This is a genomic window from Paenibacillus sp. JDR-2 (assembly GCF_000023585.1).
Classification (GTDB): domain Bacteria; phylum Bacillota; class Bacilli; order Paenibacillales; family Paenibacillaceae; genus Pristimantibacillus.
This window is the reverse complement of record NC_012914.1, coordinates 6,088,723-6,106,623: the sequence shown is the minus strand read 5'-3', so window position 1 is coordinate 6,106,623 and position 17,901 is coordinate 6,088,723. Positions and strand designations below refer to the sequence as shown.

At 48.6% G+C, this 17,901-nt stretch carries 19 protein-coding genes; 16 read left to right on the top strand and 3 right to left on the bottom strand.

The window, feature by feature from the left end:
- Positions 1 to 12: 12 nt before the first annotated feature.
- Positions 13 to 915, top strand: a complete 903-nt coding sequence (locus PJDR2_RS26700) for a carbohydrate ABC transporter permease (RefSeq protein WP_015846863.1) — start codon at positions 13 to 15, stop codon at positions 913 to 915.
- A gap of 405 nt (positions 916 to 1,320) precedes the next feature.
- Here the strand turns inward: PJDR2_RS26700 and PJDR2_RS33655 are convergent, their stop codons facing one another.
- Positions 1,321 to 1,431 (bottom strand): DUF6254 family protein, encoded by a 111-nt coding sequence (locus PJDR2_RS33655; RefSeq protein ID WP_015846862.1) that lies wholly within the window; start codon positions 1,429 to 1,431, stop codon positions 1,321 to 1,323.
- Between the two features lie 130 nt (positions 1,432 to 1,561).
- On the opposite strand from PJDR2_RS33655, the gene PJDR2_RS26695 reads away from it, so the two are divergent.
- Genes PJDR2_RS26695 through PJDR2_RS26680 form a run of 4 tightly spaced genes read left to right on the top strand, consistent with a single transcriptional unit; the run spans position 1,562 to position 5,832 of the window.
- On the top strand, positions 1,562 to 3,091 hold the full coding sequence (locus PJDR2_RS26695; protein WP_015846861.1) for a spore germination protein: 1,530 nt from the start codon (positions 1,562 to 1,564) through the stop codon (positions 3,089 to 3,091).
- Positions 3,092 to 3,116: 25 nt separating this feature from the next.
- Positions 3,117 to 4,292 (top strand): Ger(x)C family spore germination protein, encoded by a 1,176-nt coding sequence (locus PJDR2_RS26690; protein WP_015846860.1) that lies wholly within the window; start codon positions 3,117 to 3,119, stop codon positions 4,290 to 4,292.
- The gene (locus tag PJDR2_RS26685; RefSeq protein ID WP_015846859.1) at positions 4,293 to 4,526 is read left to right on the top strand and encodes a hypothetical protein; all 234 of its coding nucleotides are present in this window, start codon (positions 4,293 to 4,295) and stop codon (positions 4,524 to 4,526) included.
- Between the two features lies 1 nt (position 4,527).
- A complete protein-coding gene (locus PJDR2_RS26680) occupies positions 4,528 to 5,832 on the top strand; it encodes a GerAB/ArcD/ProY family transporter (protein ID WP_015846858.1) in 1,305 nt (434 codons plus the stop codon).
- Between the two features lie 436 nt (positions 5,833 to 6,268).
- Here PJDR2_RS26680 and PJDR2_RS26675 read toward each other — a convergent pair whose 3' ends face one another.
- Positions 6,269 to 6,607, bottom strand: a complete 339-nt coding sequence (locus PJDR2_RS26675; RefSeq protein WP_015846857.1) for a winged helix-turn-helix transcriptional regulator — start codon at positions 6,605 to 6,607, stop codon at positions 6,269 to 6,271.
- Positions 6,608 to 6,760: 153 nt separating this feature from the next.
- On the opposite strand from PJDR2_RS26675, the gene PJDR2_RS26670 reads away from it, so the two are divergent.
- Both PJDR2_RS26670 and PJDR2_RS26665 read left to right on the top strand, forming a co-directional pair.
- Positions 6,761 to 7,735, top strand: coding sequence for an aldo/keto reductase family protein (locus PJDR2_RS26670; RefSeq protein WP_015846856.1), 975 nt, complete (start codon positions 6,761 to 6,763; stop codon positions 7,733 to 7,735).
- A 76-nt stretch (positions 7,736 to 7,811) separates the two neighbouring features.
- Positions 7,812 to 8,966 carry an MFS transporter gene (locus PJDR2_RS26665; RefSeq protein WP_015846855.1) on the top strand — a complete coding sequence of 385 codons (1,155 nt, stop codon included), beginning with the start codon at positions 7,812 to 7,814 and terminating at the stop codon, positions 8,964 to 8,966.
- 43 nt (positions 8,967 to 9,009) lie between these two features.
- Here PJDR2_RS26665 and PJDR2_RS26660 read toward each other — a convergent pair whose 3' ends face one another.
- Positions 9,010 to 9,759, bottom strand: coding sequence for a hypothetical protein (locus tag PJDR2_RS26660; RefSeq protein WP_015846854.1), 750 nt, complete (start codon positions 9,757 to 9,759; stop codon positions 9,010 to 9,012).
- A 371-nt stretch (positions 9,760 to 10,130) separates the two neighbouring features.
- Between PJDR2_RS26660 and coxB the strand changes: the two genes are divergently transcribed.
- The 9 genes from coxB (at position 10,131) to PJDR2_RS26615 (ending at position 17,830) form a co-directional block, all read left to right on the top strand.
- Positions 10,131 to 11,177, top strand: a complete 1,047-nt coding sequence (gene coxB / locus PJDR2_RS26655) for a cytochrome c oxidase subunit II (RefSeq protein ID WP_015846853.1) — start codon at positions 10,131 to 10,133, stop codon at positions 11,175 to 11,177.
- Between the two features lie 67 nt (positions 11,178 to 11,244).
- Positions 11,245 to 13,089 carry a cytochrome c oxidase subunit I gene (gene ctaD, locus PJDR2_RS26650; RefSeq protein WP_049790179.1) on the top strand — a complete coding sequence of 615 codons (1,845 nt, stop codon included), beginning with the start codon at positions 11,245 to 11,247 and terminating at the stop codon, positions 13,087 to 13,089.
- Positions 13,086 to 13,703 (top strand): cytochrome (ubi)quinol oxidase subunit III, encoded by a 618-nt coding sequence (locus tag PJDR2_RS26645; protein WP_015846851.1) that lies wholly within the window; start codon positions 13,086 to 13,088, stop codon positions 13,701 to 13,703. Before ctaD ends, PJDR2_RS26645 begins: the two co-directional genes overlap by 4 nt.
- A gap of 3 nt (positions 13,704 to 13,706) precedes the next feature.
- A complete protein-coding gene (locus PJDR2_RS26640) occupies positions 13,707 to 14,024 on the top strand; it encodes a cytochrome C oxidase subunit IV family protein (protein WP_015846850.1) in 318 nt (105 codons plus the stop codon).
- 86 nt (positions 14,025 to 14,110) lie between these two features.
- Entirely contained in the window at positions 14,111 to 15,040 is a 930-nt protein-coding gene (gene ctaG, locus PJDR2_RS26635; RefSeq protein WP_015846849.1) for a cytochrome c oxidase assembly factor CtaG, read from the top strand.
- Positions 15,041 to 15,157: 117 nt separating this feature from the next.
- Complete coding sequence (locus PJDR2_RS26630; protein ID WP_015846848.1) at positions 15,158 to 15,622, top strand: DUF420 domain-containing protein; 465 nt, start codon at positions 15,158 to 15,160, stop codon at positions 15,620 to 15,622.
- 161 nt (positions 15,623 to 15,783) lie between these two features.
- Positions 15,784 to 16,509, top strand: coding sequence for a hypothetical protein (locus tag PJDR2_RS26625; protein WP_015846847.1), 726 nt, complete (start codon positions 15,784 to 15,786; stop codon positions 16,507 to 16,509).
- 19 nt (positions 16,510 to 16,528) lie between these two features.
- Positions 16,529 to 16,918, top strand: a complete 390-nt coding sequence (locus PJDR2_RS26620; RefSeq protein ID WP_015846846.1) for a GntR family transcriptional regulator — start codon at positions 16,529 to 16,531, stop codon at positions 16,916 to 16,918.
- A 3-nt stretch (positions 16,919 to 16,921) separates the two neighbouring features.
- A complete protein-coding gene (locus PJDR2_RS26615) occupies positions 16,922 to 17,830 on the top strand; it encodes an ABC transporter ATP-binding protein (protein ID WP_015846845.1) in 909 nt (302 codons plus the stop codon).
- Positions 17,831 to 17,901: the final 71 nt, after the last annotated feature.

Here is a 17,901-nt window from a genome sequence, read left to right as displayed (position 1 = left end):
GAGGGGATCATAATGAGAAAAAGAACACTTCAGCTTGAGCCGGCGATATTTGGTACAGTCAATGCCATTATCATGATATTGCTGGCCGTAGTTACGCTCTACCCCTTCTTGAATACGCTAGCCGTATCCTTTAATGCGGGGCTTGATACGATTCGGGGCGGTATTTACGTCTGGCCGCGGGAATGGACGCTTCAGAATTATAAAGCAGTATTTGTTACCGGCACCGTGTTTAATGCTTTCTTTATCTCGATAGCGCGTACCGTACTGGCAACCGTGCTCAGCTTGTTCCTTACGACGATGCTGGCTTATACGGTAAGCCGCAAGGAATACGCTTTCCGTAAGGCAATAACGATTATTATCGTAATGACGATGTACTTTAACGCGGGTCTGATTCCGTATTACTTCTTGGTTAAGGACCTTCACCTTCTCAATAACTTCCTGGTTTACATTGTTCCTGGTCTGGTCAGCGCCTTTAACATGATTGTAATCCGTACCTATATCGGGACGTTGTCGGAGAGCTTGATCGAGTCGGCAAAAGTAGACGGGGCAGGAGACTTCCGTATCTTCCTGCAGGTTATTCTTCCGCTTTGCCAGCCAGTACTGGCGACAGTTGCTCTATTCGTAGCGGTAGGACAGTGGAACTCCTGGTTCGACACGTTCCTGTTTACCTCTTCGAAGCAAGAGCTCAGCACGCTTCAGTACGAGCTGATGAAGCTTCTCTCATCGGCGATGAACTCCAACAGCAATCCGGCTCTGCAAAACGGTGGCGATGCCAGTGCGGCTAAAGCGATGGTTACTCCTCTATCGATCCGCGCTGCCATTACAATCGTCGCATCCTTGCCGATCCTGGTCGTCTATCCGTTCCTTCAAAAATACTTCGTTGTTGGCATGCAGCTCGGCGGCGTAAAAGAATAGCAGCACAGCAGCACAACAAAAAGACCATCCTAAGGGGCAATGTCCTAAAGGATGGTCTTTTTGTCGTGGTTAAAAAGGGGAGCTCAGTTACAAGCTTATTGAGCTATGTAAGCAGACGAAGAAGTAAGGCTGATTTCAGCCTTTCGATAGAAGTTCGGCAGTCAGGGTGAGCTGACTGCCGACACGGCCCCTAAAAAGAAAAGGTGAGGGAGCGGAGCGGCAATAACGTACTGGAGAAGTGAAACGTTCGCCGTTGCCCCAGAATTTCATCCGCAATAAGCGGATTATAATCAAAGAAATTCGGGGGCAACAGCGATCGGAAGGACGTTATATCCGCGTAGTGCCTATTTACCGTCTACAAAGTTACGTAACAAGTGCAATTACTCACTTCGGTTTCCCCGCAGCCTACTTACCTTTGCTCAACTCTTCGAAGGATTTCACTTTGCCATGCGTTGGATGCTGCGTATGCTTACGCTGCTTCCACGCGTTCTCGCGGCGGTTTTTTGGCGATGTCATGGTTATTCCCTCCCTTCCTAAGCAATAGGTTGGCGCTTTGGGCACCGAATCATGCAAAAGAGAATGCACATCATAATTTAGGCGAATTAGGTAATCATAACCTGTATTAATCTGAACGGTGGTGACAACAGTGCCAACGAAAACAAAGGCCAGAAGCTTACCCGAAGGAAAATTGGATCATCACGCGATTAACAAGTTTCAGGATGTGCCCATCCGGCAAACGATAGAAGCGAACGGCAAAATCATGGAGGAGCTCTTCAAGGACAGCTCGGATATCGTGATGCGCGAATTCGAGATCGAGAATGGTCCCAAGGCGCTGCTTTGTTATGTTGACGGGATGGTTACGACCAGTGCCGTGGATGCGGCGATGAAGGCGCTTATGATTCTTGAGGGCGGCGAGTTTACCATTGACCTGATAACCGAGCAGACGCTTCCGGTTGCCCAAGCCTCCAAGATTCAGTTCTATAAAGAGCTGCTTACCAACCTGTTATCGGGCGACAGCGTTCTATTCGTAGAAGGGCAGGATATTGCCGTCTGTCTAGGTCTTAGAGGCGGCATCCGCCGCAGCGTAGCCGAGCCGGAGACGGAAACCGTCGTCCGTGGTCCCCGCGAAGGCTTTAACGAGCATCTCCGTACGAATACATCGCTTGTGCGAAGCAAGATCAAGTCGCCGCGGCTCAAGATGAAGTCCTTCGTTATCGGAACCGAGACGAATACGAACGTGATCCTTACTTATATGGCTGGAATAGTTAACCCCAAGCTGCTGCAAGAAGTGGAGGACCGCTTAAGCCGGATTCATATCGACGGCATTCTGGAGAGCGGTTATATCGAGGAGTTTATCCAGGATCAAGGCTTTTCCCCGTTTCCTCAGGTGCAAACGACGGAACGTCCGGACACGGTGGCGGCATCGCTTCTGGAAGGGCGGGTTGCCATCCTTGTAGACGGCACGCCTTTTGCCTTAATCGCTCCGTTTGGCTTCTGGCAGTGGCTGCAGGCTAGCGAGGATTATTATGAGCGGTTTATGGTAGGCACTTTATTGAGGTGGCTGAGATTATTCAGTTTGTTTGTTGCCCTGTTTTCCCCGGCATTGTATATCGCGGTTTCTACCTATCATCCGGAGATGATTCCGACCAACCTGCTGCTAAGCATCGCGGCCTCGCGCGAAGCGATTCCTTTCCCCGCCGTCGTGGAAGCGCTAATTATGGAGATCGCCTTCGAGGCGCTTCGCGAAGCAGGCGTACGGCTGCCCCGGATTGTCGGTCAGGCCGTCAGTATCCTGGGAGCGCTTGTTGTTGGCCAGGCGGCGGTTCAGGCCGGTATTGTGTCTGCCGCTATGGTTATCGTCGTTTCGATGACAGGTATCGCTTCCTTTACTTTGCCTCGTTACAATGCTGCAATCGCCATTAGGATGCTTCGTTTTCCAATCATGCTGCTTGCTTCGGTCTTTGGCTTGCTTGGCATTATGATCGCGGCAATGGTTGTTGTTGGTCACTTGGCTAAGCTAACGACGTTTGGCATTCCTTATCTGGCCCCGGTTACGCCGGTTGATCTAAGCGATATGAAAGATGTCATGGTTCGCGCGCCATGGTGGAAGATGCGGAAGCGTCCGAAATATTTGACTCCCGATAATCTAGAGCGTCAGCGTCCGCAGCCCGAATAAGCAGGAGGGAGTATCCTATATCCGTATGAAAATAATCACATTATGGCGTGTGGTTTCCATCAGTGTTTGTGTAGGCATGCTCCTCACGCTGACGGGCTGTTGGGACCGCCGTGAAATTAACGACGTTGCTTTTGTACTGGCAAGCGCTATCGATAAAGAGGACGATAGCTTCAGGGTTAGCGTACTAATACCTCTCCCGGGCAATATGGGAAGCATGGGCGGCGGAGGCGGCTCCGGCGGGCAAAAACCGTTCGCCATTAAGACCGAAACCGGCAAAACGGTTCGCGAAGCGGTCTCGAAGCTCCAATTCCGTCTGCCAAGACATCTGTTTTTCGGTCATCGGCGCGTCATTATTATTGGCGAAGAACTGGCAAGGACGGAAGGTGTAGAGACAGTTATTGATGCCTTGACCCGTACGCCGGAAAACCGGTTAACCGCTTTTATAGCGATTACGAAAGGGAAAGCCGTGGATGTGCTGAATGCCGATACGCGTCTTGAACGCTTCTCTGCGGAATCGATGAGGGAGCTTCTTCAGTCAGAGGCAAGCGTACGGATTTCCGTGAAGGATATTATCAGCAAAATCATCGCAGTTGGTGAAGATGCCTTTTTCCCTTATGTAGAGAAAGTGCAAACAAAGATTAAAGGCTCAGAGGCGGAGGATGTCCTCATTGAAGGTTTTGCATTGACGCATGACGGCAAGATGACAGGGGTTGCCAAAGGAAGCACGGCTATTGGCGTCCGGCTGCTCAATCAACAATTCCGTAAATACGACGAGACCTTTAGTGATCAAGGCAATTACCTTACCGTATCCATCAATGAGGCTAAGGTCTCAATTAAACCGATCATTCAGAATGACAATATCACCTTTCGTATTCACTCGAAAGTAAAAGTCAGCGTTAACGAAGACAGGAATCTGAACAGAAACTATGACGATTACGAGCAGCGCAAGCAGATCGAGCAGATAGTGACCAAGCGGGTGGTGGAAGACATCAAGCTCGCGCTGGATAGCATGCAGCGTACCAATTGCGATGCCGTCGGATTTGGACTTCACGTATACCGTGATTATCCTCATATGTGGACTAAGCAATACCGCAAAGATTGGGAAACGATATTCCCCAAGGTTAAATTCGAAGTTTCCGCAACGGCGAACCTGTACAGGTTCGGGATGACCAGCGAGAATCTGGGAAGGAAGGATCAATAAATGGATCTAGGGTTTATCGTTTTTGTGATCTTTCTACTGATTGGTACGGCGATGGTGAAATGGAAAAACATGAAAAGCGGATCAAGCAAGGCGATGTTTTTCACAGTGGTGGGTGTCATCGCCCTGTTAATCGTTTTCTGCGTCAACCACAAAATATACTCCATTATGAACATTACCTTCATGCGGGCAATGGTCATGGGCGTTTACGTTCTGATGAGGGGACAGGGGGTCTAGCATGCAGGACCGGATGAAAGTTACGACCATACAAATGTCAATGCTGGTTGGATCATTGCTGATTGCTTCGAATATGAATACGATGCCGACGGCCATTACGATGGCTTCCGAGCAGGATGCTTGGTATGCCTATTTATTTCCGATTCCGTACGGGATCTTTATGGCGTATTTGCTGTGGAGGCTGATGCGCTTCAATCCGGAAAAGAACATGTACGAAATGATGCAGTATTCCTGCGGAAAATGGCTTGGAGGGCTGCTGAACGGGATATTAATTGCGTATCTGACGCTGGATTTAATTAGCCAGCTGCGCATATACAGCGACTTTTTCAGCTCTTCCATTCTGCTGCGCACGCCGCAAATTTACATTTTGCTTATGACGATGCTTCTGTTGGCCTATTATGCAGGAGGGTCCATGGAACATTTATTCCGGACGAACGTTGTGTTTATCACGTTGTTTCTCTCCCTCTATGCATTTACGCCTCTGCTGCTGTTAAACGAGATTGATATGCAGAAGCTGAAGCCTTTTCTAAGCGGGGGGATTGCTCAGCCTTTAAAAGGCGGGGTGCTCGCCTTGGGCTCCTTTACGGATTTGATCATATTCGGATCCTTCCTGCATCATGTAAGGAAGCCTCGCGATATCTATATCGCGATGAAAATGGGCGTTATTTACTCCGCAATGATGTTAACGATCTGGCTGTTTTGCGTAGTTAGCGTCGTTAGCCCGATTCTATCCTCAAGGGTGCTCTACATCGGCTGGATTCTGGTGCAGCAGATTCACATTACCGACTTCCTGGATAGGATCGACTTGTTTCTCATCTCGCTATACGTACCAGTCCTGCTGATCAAATATGCTGCGCTTTACATTGCCATTTTGACAGGAATTGCGTCCTACACGAAGAAAAAGAAATTCGACTATATCAATTTGCCAATGGGAATCGTCATTACGATACTGGCGGCCATTTCATTCGATAATACGGACGAAGTCTCGTTATTTTACGCCTTTGGCCTGCTGCCGTTATCGTTTGGCGTACAGTTCCTGTTCCTTGGAAGCTTATTTATTGGACTTGCCGTCCGGAAGAAAAAAAGCATGCCGCCCGATATGAGAATATCCGGTTACGGAATAGGGGTATGGCTGACGCTGGCCGGGGCGATTGCCTCAGTGGTTGCGGGTACGATGGTTGGCAATATGCGGGGGATCTACGGCGATATTGGCGCCACCTTGTTTATCTGCTTCCTTGTGTTATGCGTCTTTCTGAGTTTCAAAGAGTACAGCAAAGGATTTGCGCCTAGGGGGAAAAACAGCTAGAAATGGATAACGGCACCCTTAAGCGGGTGCCGTTGGCTTGTGTACCTTATATTTAACCTCGGCGGCTTATACTTCTTGCAGCATGGTGCTGACCGCGTGGTTCATATCCCTTGTTAATTGCAACAAGATTTGTGTGAGATGTTCATCTTGCGCATACTCTGGGTTGCTTTGCGTAACGGACAAAGCAGCTTGTAAGCATACTTTAAAACAACGAAAGCCCTGCCTCTCTTCCGTCCTTGCGGCTCCTAGACCGCGCCAGTGTGAATCAAAGTTCTTACTGTTCGTAAGGAATGGAATTAACAGAAAAAGAAAAATCGAAATTCGAGGAAATCATGAATTTTTCTGTTTTTTGGAGGGATATACAGGGGTTAAATATAACACAACTTTTATAGTATACAATCACTCGCCAGAAAAAGCAAGTAAAAGTAAGAAATTGTTAAGTCCATTTGGCTGCCCACAGCTTCATTTGCTTCAGAATCGCATGCAGGTCTTCGCCTTTTGGCGTAAGCGTATATTCAACCGTCACGGGTACGGTAGGGAATACATGCCGTTCAAGCACGCCTTTTTCCTCTAGATGGCGAAGCGTACTGGTCAGTGCCCGCGGACTAACCGCCGGAATCAGACGCTGAAGCTCCCCGAATCTTTTTGTACCGCAGAATAACTCTCTGATCACAAGAAAAGCCCATTTGCCGCCTATAACGTCCAGCGTTTTCTCGATATTGCACTCAATCGTTTCAGGTTCCTTCGGAATGTAATTATTCGCGTTCATGATCATTAAAGCTCCTTTCTTTCTTAACGAGCCAAAGTTACCTTCAGTATAGTATATATAATAGAAATAATAAATTAAAAAAACATTCACTACTTTAAAAAGAATACGGACTGCCTTACACTTAGCCTTGATAGAGATCAGGCGAGGAGGAGTCAACGGATGAAATACAGAAGACTCGGCAGCAGCGGATTAAAGGTTAGCGAAATTGGTCTTGGAAGCTGGCTTACTTACGGCGACGCAACGGAGAAAGATACGGCAAGAGAATGTATCCGGTATGCGTATGAGAACGGAATTAACTTCTTCGATACGGCAAATGCCTACAACCGGGGAGAGGCCGAAAAAGTAATGGGCGAAGCGCTTAAGGAATTCCGGCGCAGCAGCTACGTACTGGCTACCAAGGTGTATTTTCCGATGGATGCCGGCCCTAATGACCGCGGATTGTCGCGAAAACATATTATGGAGCAATGCGATGCCAGCTTAAAACGTCTCGGCACGGATTATATTGACCTATACCAGTGCCACCGCTATGACCCGGAGACCCCGGTAGAAGAGACTCTTCGTGCATTAGACGATCTGGTTGCATCCGGCAAAATTCTCTATGCGGGCATCAGCGAGTGGACTGGCGCGCAAATCACCGATGCGGTTGGAATCGGCAAACGCCTTGGTCTTCGCCCGCTAGTCTCCAACCAGCCGATCTACAATATGATTGAGCGTTATATCGAGAAGGAAGTGCTGCCGGTAAGCGAAAGTGAAGGCCTTGGGCAAGTGGTGTTCTCTCCATTGGCGCAGGGCGTATTAACGGGTAAATACAAACCGGGACAAGCTGCACCTTCAGGCAGTCGCGCAGCCAACGATCGCACGAACTTCGTCATTAACAGCTATATGCGGGAGGATGTATTGGCCTGCGTTCAAAAGCTGGAGCAGCTGGCGGGCGAAATCGGCGGTACCTTATCGCAATTTGCGCTAGCCTGGGTGCTGCGCCAGCCGGGTGTAAGCTCCGCAATCATCGGTTCAAGCCGTCCGTCGCAAATTGAACAGAACCTGGCGGCCGTCGATCTTGTGCTAACGGACGAGGTGCTTACTCGTGCGCATGAAATTCTTTCCGAGATTGAAGGGTTTGCGCCGCTTCGTTAAGAAAGCTTCGAATGTATTCCTTCATTTAAATAGGGTATGATGGGTTCAGGTTTAATGAAGGGATGAAAGATAAGATATGAAGCTTGTTTTGCTTAGGGGATATAACTTCTTCTATTTCTCGATGTTTGCCATGTTTCTGTCGTTCCTGCCGTTGTACTTTGCAGAGAAGGGCATTTCGGCATCGGAGATTGGGGTTATTCTCGGAACGGGAAGTATTATCGGAGTGGTCTCGCAGCCCCTCTGGGGCATGATCAGCGATAAGTATAAAACGGTCAAGGCTGTGCTCTTGATCCTGCTCATTGCTTCAATTGGACTGGGGATGGCCCTGTTCTCGATCTCGCTTATGCCAGCCGCATTTGCGCTGACGGCGGCGATGTACTTCTTCCTGATGCCGGCCGATCCGTTAACGGAGAGCATGAATTACCGCTTGGCGGAAAAAGCGGGGGTTGGCTTTGGGAGCGTCCGGATGTACGGCGCGCTTGGGTATGCTGTTGCTTCCTATATAATAGGTTACGTCGGTGACCGCTACGGTATGGGCAGCTTTATGTACTTGTTTGCCGCCTATGGCGTTCTTGCCTTTTTGCTTTGCGCCATGCTGCCCGAAACTCCGGCAGCCGGCAAGCCGGTGGCTTGGCGGGATATGAAGCCCTTCCTAAAGGACAAACGAACCATACAGTTTCTGCTGCTTGTGCTTCTGATCGCGATCCCGCACCGCATGAATGACAGCTACGTCGGCTTGTACGTGCAAAGCCTTGGCGGCGGAGTAGGAATGGTTGGGTTGGCCTGGTTCATTATGACGCTGGCGGAGGTTGTATTCTTCGCTCTCATTAACCGGTTCATTAAGCCTGGGAAGGAGCTGCGGGTCATCTCCATAGCGGCGTTTTTTTATGTGCTGCGGTTTGCCCTATCGGCCTGGTTGGATAATCCGGTTGCGATTGTGTGGCTGCAGCTTCTGCAAGGTGTTTCGTTTGTCCTGTTCTATGCGGCATCCATTCAATATCTGTACACCTTGATTCCGGAGCAGTGGAAAGCGACCGGACAAACGATACTCGCGATGCTGCTGTTCGGGATATCGAGTATTATATCCTCGACGGTGGGTGGCTGGCTCTTTGACTGGATAGGGGGACCTGCTTTATATGCGTGCATGTCGGCCTTGTCGTTTATCGGGGCTTGCTGCGGACTGCTCATCCAGCGGAATGTGAATCAAATGAAAAGGATCAGGGTAACCTGATCCTTTTTGCATATATAATAGAAGAGATTTTTTTGGAAACCCATTAATGGGTAGGAATAATGGATTGTCCGTTTTTCTGTTTGGCGCGCATATTATCGTAATCCTTAATCTTCTGCGGCATTGTATTTCCGCCCGCAAACTGGTATTTCACCAGTGTGTTGAAGTCCTGCAGCCATGGAGTGAGGGAATGATTCATCCAGGCTTCTTTTGCGTATTCATTTAGTTCGTTTACAAAGTCCATGTTGGCCGAGATATGGACTTCCTGAACAGCCGGAGCAAGCTCCCTGACCTTTACGGCCACGGTCTGCTTCAGCTCATCGGACAGCATACTGTGGTCATTAACGGTGAAGAGGGAGTTGTAAGGCGTCACCAGATGCTGGTTATCCCAGCGTTGACTGCCGGTGTCATGGTTGTATACGCCCTCGCTGGAACCGCTGCGGTCCTGCTCATCGGTATGCCCTGCGCTTTTGGTGCCGACAGCCGACCAATCGAGAGCAAGGCCTACATAAGCGTTCTTGTCGGTAAGCATAACAATGGCCGAGCCAACCCCGCCAAGCTTGGATACCTCATTTGAGAGCTTGTTGCTGTATTCGAAAAAGGCATTGTCATGCTGGCGGGGATTGTTGGCGGAAGAAGTGCCGTACATTTTACCGCCGAGCATTTTAGCGTCGCCGGTTTTCCGGCTTCCGTAATCGTGATCGCTGCTTTGGATGTTCTTCTGGTAACCGCAGGCTGCAGTCATGCTTATCAATAAACAAGAAATCATCAATAATCCGGATACTCGTTTGTTCAAGGGTAATCAGCCTCCATTCGGGCAGTTATAGGAATAGGGTTTGTAGGGAACGATGAAATATACACTTTGGCCGCCATACATAATTGACCATGGGTTTGGTGCACAATGTAGGGTAGGGAAACCGTGTTTGGTAGCACGTTTATAAACACTTTGTCAAAGCCGCGAAACCGTGAAAAACCTGAGTTTTTGACAGCTTTGAGAACAATTTGTGAACTCTCTGTGGAACATTGACAAATAAGTACAGCAACTTTATATTTAATTAAGTGATTTAGTTCCAGTAGTTGTCATAACATCTGTGAAACACGCAGTTTGCCGCATTATTACTAAGATGTTAGCATCTGCGAAAACGTCAAAAGTGGGGTTGATTATTGATGAATCGGTGGCAGTTTTTTAGAAAGCTTGCACCGCTTCTGGCCTTGATGGTGCTCGTGCTGTCGGCATGCGGACGAAGTGACTTGTCCACGCTGAGGCCCCAAGGTCCTGTAGCGGAAGAGCAGTTCGGACTGATGAAGCTGGCGATTTCAATCATGCTCATCGTGATTGTGGTCGTGTTTGCGATTTCTTTCTATGTAATTATTCGTTTCCGCAGACGTCCCGGCGACAACACCATTCCGAAACAAGTGGAAGGTAACCATAAGCTGGAGATTATCTGGACAGTCATTCCGATTATCCTGTTGATCATCCTGGGTGTACCAACTATCCAATCGGTATTTAACCTCTCAAAGGATCACACAAAAGATCCGGAGGCGGTTAAGGTTGTTGTAACCGCTCACCAATATTGGTGGGAATTCGAGTATCCTGAACTCGGAATTAAGACTGCACAGGAATTAGTAATTCCTAAAGGCAAGACGATCTCCATCGAAGCGAAATCAGCAGACGTTCTTCACTCGTTCTGGATTCCGTCTCTTGCCGGTAAAATCGATGCAAACCCTGGAGCTAACGTGAATATCATGTATTTCTCGGCTCCAAAAGAAGGCGTTTACTTAGGCAAATGCGCCGAGCTTTGCGGACCTTCGCACGGCTTAATGGACTTTAAAGTAAAATCGGTGGACGAGGCTTCGTTTGACCGTTGGACTGCTGCTTTGCAAGCTCCGGTTGCGCTTCCAAGCGACCCAGCTATTAAAGAAGCATTTGTCAGCAAATGTCTGACTTGCCACGCTGTAGGCGATCAAGGCGGTCCGGCATTCCCTAACCTGACTGGTATCGGCAGCCGTGAGACTGTCGGTGGTATTCTCGTTAACACTGATGATCCGAAATATTCCAACGAAGGTTCGACTTACGACAACCTGCATCGCTGGATTGAAGATCCGTCGGCTGTAAAACCTGGCACGCTGATGCCTAAGGTTGATCTTACTCAACAAGAGCTTGACGGAATTTCTAAATATTTATCGGAATTGACTCTCGACTATCAACAATAATCATCGGTGATTAAAGGAGGTACCTACCTTGGCTCATGGACATGCGGTTAAACGTTATTCCGGCCTGATGGACTGGCTGACGACGGTTGACCACAAAAAAATCGGTATTTTGTATTTAATCGCCGGCGGTTTTTTCTTCCTGGTCGGCGGGTTGGAAGCACTTCTCATTCGGATTCAGCTGTGGAAACCGCTTAACGATTTCGTTAGCGCGGATACATATAACGAGCTGCTTACGATGCACGGTACTACAATGATCTTCCTTGCAGCGATGCCAGTCATCTTCGCATTGATGAACGCGATTGTACCGCTGCAGATTGGCGCACGCGACGTTGCGTACCCATTCGTAAACGCAATTGGTTTCTGGACTTTCTTCTTTGGCGCAGTCCTGCTGAATGTCAGCTGGTTTACTGGCGCTGCACCTGACGGCGGCTGGACAGCTTATGCACCGCTTTCGGGAACTACATTTAACGGCGACCATGGTTTTGACTATTACGTGCTTGGCTTGCAGATTGCGGGTATCGGTACGCTGGTCGGCGGTATTAATTTCTTGGTAACGATTATTAATATGCGCGCTCCGGGAATGACCTTCATGCGCATGCCGATGTTTACTTGGTCCGTATTCATTACTTCGGCACTGATCCTGTTCGCATTCCCTGCACTGACAGTTGGCCTTGCGGCCCTCATGTTCGACCGCATATTTGACGCAAATTTCTTTGATCCTTCCGGCGGCGGTAATGCGGTTCTCTGGGAGCATATTTTCTGGATCTTCGGGCATCCTGAGGTTTATATCCTGATCCTGCCGGCATTCGGTGTTATCTCCGAGGTTGTCAGCACGTTCTCGCGTAAGCGGTTGTTTGGATACAGCTCAATGGTCTTCGCTACGATCCTGATCGGTTTCTTGGGCTTCATGGTATGGGCGCATCACATGTTCACTACTGGTCTTGGACCGGTTGCGAACGGTCTGTTCTCCATTGCAACGATGCTGATCGCGGTACCGACAGGTATCAAAATCTTTAACTGGCTATTTACGCTGTGGGGCGGTTCGATTAAATTCAATGCAGCAAACCTGTTTGCCGTAGGATTTATCCCAACGTTCGTAATGGGCGGTGTAACCGGTGTCATGCTGGCTGCGGCTCCTGCCGACTTCCAGTACCATGACTCCTACTTCGTTGTAGCGCATTTCCACTACGTTATCGTTGGCGGACTTGTATTGGGTCTCTTTGCTGGTCTTCATTACTGGTGGCCTAAGATGTTTGGCCGCATGCTGAATGAAGGTTTGGCAAAGCTGACGTTCTGGACATTCTTTATCGGCTTCCATCTGACATTCTTCGTACAGCATTTCCTTGGTCTGATGGGTATGCCGCGCCGGATCTGGACTTATCTGGACGGCTTGGGCTTTAACGAACTGAACTTGATTAGTACAATCGGTGCAATGCTGATGGGTCTGGGTACGATCTTCTTCCTTCTGAATGTTGTCATTACGGCGTTCAAACCGAAAAATGCAGCAAACGATCCTTGGGAAGATGGCCGTACGTTGGAGTGGACGATCCCTTCGCCGGCTCCGGAATACAACTTTAAGCAAACTCCGCTTGTTCGCGGTTATGATGCATATTGGAAAGAAAAAATGGATGGTCATAAAGAAATGACACCGGCTGAACCGATCGGTTCGATCCATATGCCATCCCCGTCTATTCTGCCATTGTTTATGGCGATCGGCTTGTTTATTACAGGTCTTGGTCTCATGTACTCGCATGGCGAATGGGGTAAAATCGCTGGTATTGAAGCAGGATTCGTTGTAGGCGGTATCGGTCTGATCATTACATTTACATGTATGATTATCCGTTCCCTGATCGATGATCATGGCTTCCATATCGAACCAGAAGAACTGCAAGATAAGGGGGTTAAAGCATGAGTGCACATTCCCATACTGAAGGCCAATTGCCTCATGAGCCTGAAAAAGCAACCCTCGAGGGTCGCAATAAGATTCTTGGTTTCTGGTTATTCCTTGGTGCGGAAACGGTATTGTTCGGAACGCTCTTCTCGGCGTTCCTTGCTCTCCGCGACCAAGTGCTCGACGGTCCGAAGTCGCAAGAGCTGTTCGAGCTTCCGCTCGTTGCGCTTGCAACCGGCTTGCTTCTGACTTCCTCGCTTACAAGCGTATTCGCAACTCAAGCTCTACACCAGCAAAAGGTAAAAGCAATGGTCTGGTGGCTGGTCGTTACGGTTATTCTGGGTCTTGGCTTCCTTGGTCTGGAGATTTACGAGTTCTCGAATTACGTTCATGAGGGACATGGATTTACAACGAGCGCATTCAGCTCCTCGTTCTACACATTGGTTGGCTTCCACGGCGCTCACGTAGCGTTTGGTATCGTGTGGATCTCGCTTCTGATCGGACAATTGCTGAAGAAAGGCCTGACGGTTACAACTGCTCCAAAAGCATACGTTGCCGGCATCTACTGGCACTTTATCGACGTTGTCTGGGTATTTATCTTCACCGTCGTTTACCTGATGGGAAAGGTGGGCTAATCCATGGCAAGCAATCATACCACGGAGGAACAACGTCCGGTTCGTCATAAGGTTGAAGGACCTAAGAAACACATCGTTGCCTTTATCTTCTCGATCCTGTTGACACTGATCGCTTTCGCGGCTGTCGCCGGCGGTGAGATTAACACCGACTTTATCTACATCATTCTTATCGGCTGCGCAATCTTGCAAGTATTTGTACAGATGGCGTTCTGGATGCATATGAAGGATCGCGGTCATACGTTCGCGATAATCGGTATCCTGTTTGGCGTATTCGTTGTATTCACGTGTGTCATCATGGCAGAATATTGGGCTTGGTGGTAACGTTATCGCATAATTGAAAAGAGGAGGGTCCCCAACACAGTTACGGGCCCTCCTTTTTTGCAGATATTTGAAAGGAGCTGCCATCGATGCTTGGCTTAAAGTATTTCAGCTTTGAAGAGTTGTGGACCCCATGGTTTCTGTTCTTCATGATCGCCCTTGTGATTCTCTACTTCTATCTGATTGGACCATGGCGGGAGAAGCATGCACCGCACACGGATAAGGCAACAGTCTGGCAGAAAATCATGTTTGTGAGCGCAGCGGTCATGTTCTACCTCGTGCAGGGAGGCCCATTCAGCTTGCTGGGCCACATGATGTTTACGTTCCACATGATAGACATGTCCGTCTCTTATTTGATTGTGCCTCCAATGCTGCTGCTCTCGGTACCCGCTTTCATCTGGCAGAGAATGTTCGCAGCCCAAGGCTGGAAGAAGTTACGCTTTATGACGCATCCGATTGCTGCGATTTTAACGTTTAATATGTTGTTCTCGCTCTATCATGTACCGCTTCTAAACGATTATGTTATGACGCATTTTTGGCTGCACCGGCTTGTTTATGTCATCTTGCTTATTGCTGCCATGTTAATGTGGGCACAGATTGCGAATCCGGTTCCGGAATGGAATCGCCTTACCGATCTGAAGAAGATGGCCTATGTATTTGCCAACGGCGTACTTCTGACGCCGGCTTGTGCTTTTATTATTTTCGCGAGCACGCCGATGTATGCGGTATATAGCGATCCCGATACTTGGGTAAAAGCTATGGGCTATTGCGTAAGTGATCCCTCGCAGCTGCTTGCGCTGTTCGACGGGCCACAGTTCTTTAACCTACTGGCAAGTCCGGAGGAGGATCAGCAGCTTGGCGGTATCGTCATGAAGCTGCTGCAAGAGTTCATGTACGGCGTCATTCTGGCTTATATCTTCTACCACTGGTTTAAACGCGAGCATAAGGATGATGATGTAACAAATGCGACAAATGAAGCGCCAATAGAACTGCCCAACATGAACAAAGGCACGGTATAATAGAGCAGACTGCAGCATTAAGTTATTATTTTAAGCGTAAGCTTTCGTAGCAAGAATCATCATAAGTAGACTACACCTAGTCTATTTATGTGATAATTCTTTGTAGGTGGGATACCTTTGGACAAGTACACAATTTTTCCTACGATCAGTACGAGCTTTATCGTCATAAGCGCGATTCTGGTCGCGATCGGCTGGAATCTGGCTATTAAGCGGAGGCTCGATCAACATAAGAAAGTGATGATTGCCGCGGCAATTGCGGCGCTCATCTTCTTCATCATTTATTCGTCCCGGACCGTACTTGTCGGTAATACGGAATGGGGGGGACCGGATAGCTTAAAGCCTTATTACTTAACCTTCTTGTTGTTCCATATCGTTCTTGCAACGGTTGCAGCCGTATTTGGTATAACAACACTTGTGCTGGGCTTCAGGGAGAAATACGCAAAGCACAGGAAGTGGGGAAAAGTGACTTCGGTTATTTGGTTCTTTACGGCGATTACAGGCGTTGCCGTGTATATCCTTCTCTATATGATGTATCCTGGCGGTCATACCAAGCCGGTTATCGATGCGATTTTTGGCTGGTAAATCGTTTTTTAAGAAGAGAGAGTGAGTCTCAGATTATGAGGCACACTCTCTTTTTTATTTAAAAAATGGTAAAATCTGTTGACTCTGCAGCATCACTGTGTATATACTGTGTATAAGGATATACACAGTATAATGACTGTGCTTCGGAAGGAGAGGGGCTTTTGAATTTACGGCAAGGAGCCTGGCATATTGCTAAGCATGAGCTTACGCGGGATTGGATGGGAATTCTGTTTACCTTTTTATTTAGTCTGTATCTGGCCTTAATAACAATCGCGGTCTATAACGATACGGAAAGAATCATGTCGTGGGTGCTCGATATGATCTTTATCGTTACATTCCCAAGCTTGGCATTTGTTATGAACAAGACAACGATGCGCTTCTGGCGGGAGGATACCTTCACCGGCAAGCTGGCCGAATGGCGGACGCTGCCCATTCCGCTGTCTCATCTTGTAATCGGAAGAATGGTTCAGCTGGTTATTGTGCTGGCCTTGGTACTGACGTTATTTTTCACGACGCAATATATATTGGTTGACCGCCTGCATGATCATTTATCTATTGGAGCTTATCTGTTGTTCGCATTGTTCTGGTACTTTTACGCCTTATCGATGGCCGTCTTGTACGTTTACTTTGAAATCGGGCATACCGGAAAGGCTTACGCGATGTTCTGCTATATAAGCGTTGTCGTCTATGTGGCTATCTGCGCGGTGCTTGGTTTTTTCAATGCCGGTATCGTGCTTGGGCTTCTGGACGGACTGGAAAAGGGGCAATGGTGGTATACCGCAGCCGCATTCCTCGTGTGCGTGATTACCATGTACTTAGGCTATATGATTATTAAAAAGCGGCTTAAGAACCGTCACTATACTAAAAAGACTACGGTAAGCTCCTGATTTGGAAGAAGGTGAGACTGTGTGGCTGCCAATTCATATTAACGAACAAAGCGCGGAACCGCTCTATTATCAGATTGAAGTACAGCTAAGAGCGCTAATCGTAAGCGGGCAGCTGGAAGAAGGAATTTTATTGCCCTCCATCCGGGAGCTGGCGCAGCTGCTCAAATGCAGTGTGATTACGGTGCGCCGGGTCTATCAGGATTTGGAGAATGAAGGGCTTCTCCGGACGAAGCAAGGAACCGGAACCTATGTAGCCCGGATTGAGCAGAATGCGATGGACCGGTACCGTTTGGACGCGGTTACGGAAGCACTCGAGGCGGCTGTTGAAGCCGGAAAGCTTGTGCAATGCACGCGGGAAGAGCTAACGAAGCTGTTCCAGGAAGTGCTAGATCGAAAGTTTGGAGGGTAAAAGATGACCGAACATGCAATAAGTTTGAAGGAAGTAGAGCTGCGGCGGACGCATTTTCAACTGGGACCCATTCAGCTCGAAGTACCTAAGGGTTGTGTGACGGCAATTGTAGGGCCCAACGGCTCCGGTAAAAGCTCAACCTTCAAGCTCATTCTGGATTTGATAAAACCCCAGAAAGGAGATATTAAGCTTCTGGGCAAAAATATTTCCGAGGATGAAGACTGGCAGACGAAGAGCAGAGTCGGTTTTTTACCGGAGTTGTTTTCCCCGCATGATAATAGATTGAAGGCTTCTGCCAAGACGGCATTTGTGAAGAAGTGGTATCCCGAATGGGATGTAAACCGCTACCAGGAGTTGCTTCGGTTATTTGAAGTCGATGACGGCATCAAGCTTGGCAAGATGTCCAAGGGGATGCGGCGCAAGTACGAATTCGCGTTAATCCTGTCGCATCACCCGGAGCTGCTCCTATTGGATGAGCCTTCGTCAGGGCTTGACCCGCTCGCTTGGCGGACGATGATTGAGGTCCTTCACCGTTATATGGAGCCGGGTGACCGTACGATTCTGATGGCGTCCCATATTGTTGAAGAAGTGAAGCGTCTCGCAGATTATATCGTATTTATGATACACGGGCGCGTGCTAGGCGTATACGAGAAGGATGAGTTGTTCGGTAGCTGGCATGCCTTCTACGTGCATGGGGAGCAGGTTAACCGTAAGCGGGTTCAAGCGATGCCGGGACAATGCGGGATTGAGGACACTGGCGGCGGTATGCTCCGCGTCATTACGCGAATGGCTCCGGATGCCGAAGACTGGTGCGGGCAGGAACATATTACGATTACGCACCGGCAGGCTTTGCAGCTGGATGATATTTTGGCCATATTGGTTGAGCAGGAACGGACACGGCTCCGGTCATAGCTTGAGGAGTGCTTTCGAAGTAAGAATCATCACAAACTGCTAAACCTAGCAGTTTGGGTGATCATTCTTTA

Coding starts and splice junctions, on each gene's coding strand:
- PJDR2_RS26700 (WP_015846863.1), top strand. CDS start 13: ATGAGAAAAAGAACACTTCAGCTTGAGCCGGCGATATTTGGTACAGTC.
- PJDR2_RS33655 (WP_015846862.1), bottom strand. CDS start 1,431: ATGACATCGCCAAAAAACCGCCGCGAGAACGCGTGGAAGCAGCGTAAG.
- PJDR2_RS26690 (WP_015846860.1), top strand. CDS start 3,117: ATGAAAATAATCACATTATGGCGTGTGGTTTCCATCAGTGTTTGTGTA.
- PJDR2_RS26685 (WP_015846859.1), top strand. CDS start 4,293: ATGGATCTAGGGTTTATCGTTTTTGTGATCTTTCTACTGATTGGTACG.
- PJDR2_RS26680 (WP_015846858.1), top strand. CDS start 4,528: ATGCAGGACCGGATGAAAGTTACGACCATACAAATGTCAATGCTGGTT.
- PJDR2_RS26675 (WP_015846857.1), bottom strand. CDS start 6,607: ATGATCATGAACGCGAATAATTACATTCCGAAGGAACCTGAAACGATT.
- PJDR2_RS26670 (WP_015846856.1), top strand. CDS start 6,761: ATGAAATACAGAAGACTCGGCAGCAGCGGATTAAAGGTTAGCGAAATT.
- PJDR2_RS26665 (WP_015846855.1), top strand. CDS start 7,812: ATGAAGCTTGTTTTGCTTAGGGGATATAACTTCTTCTATTTCTCGATG.
- coxB (WP_015846853.1), top strand. CDS start 10,131: ATGAATCGGTGGCAGTTTTTTAGAAAGCTTGCACCGCTTCTGGCCTTG.
- ctaD (WP_049790179.1), top strand. CDS start 11,245: ATGGACTGGCTGACGACGGTTGACCACAAAAAAATCGGTATTTTGTAT.
- PJDR2_RS26645 (WP_015846851.1), top strand. CDS start 13,086: ATGAGTGCACATTCCCATACTGAAGGCCAATTGCCTCATGAGCCTGAA.
- PJDR2_RS26640 (WP_015846850.1), top strand. CDS start 13,707: ATGGCAAGCAATCATACCACGGAGGAACAACGTCCGGTTCGTCATAAG.
- ctaG (WP_015846849.1), top strand. CDS start 14,111: ATGCTTGGCTTAAAGTATTTCAGCTTTGAAGAGTTGTGGACCCCATGG.
- PJDR2_RS26615 (WP_015846845.1), top strand. CDS start 16,922: ATGACCGAACATGCAATAAGTTTGAAGGAAGTAGAGCTGCGGCGGACG.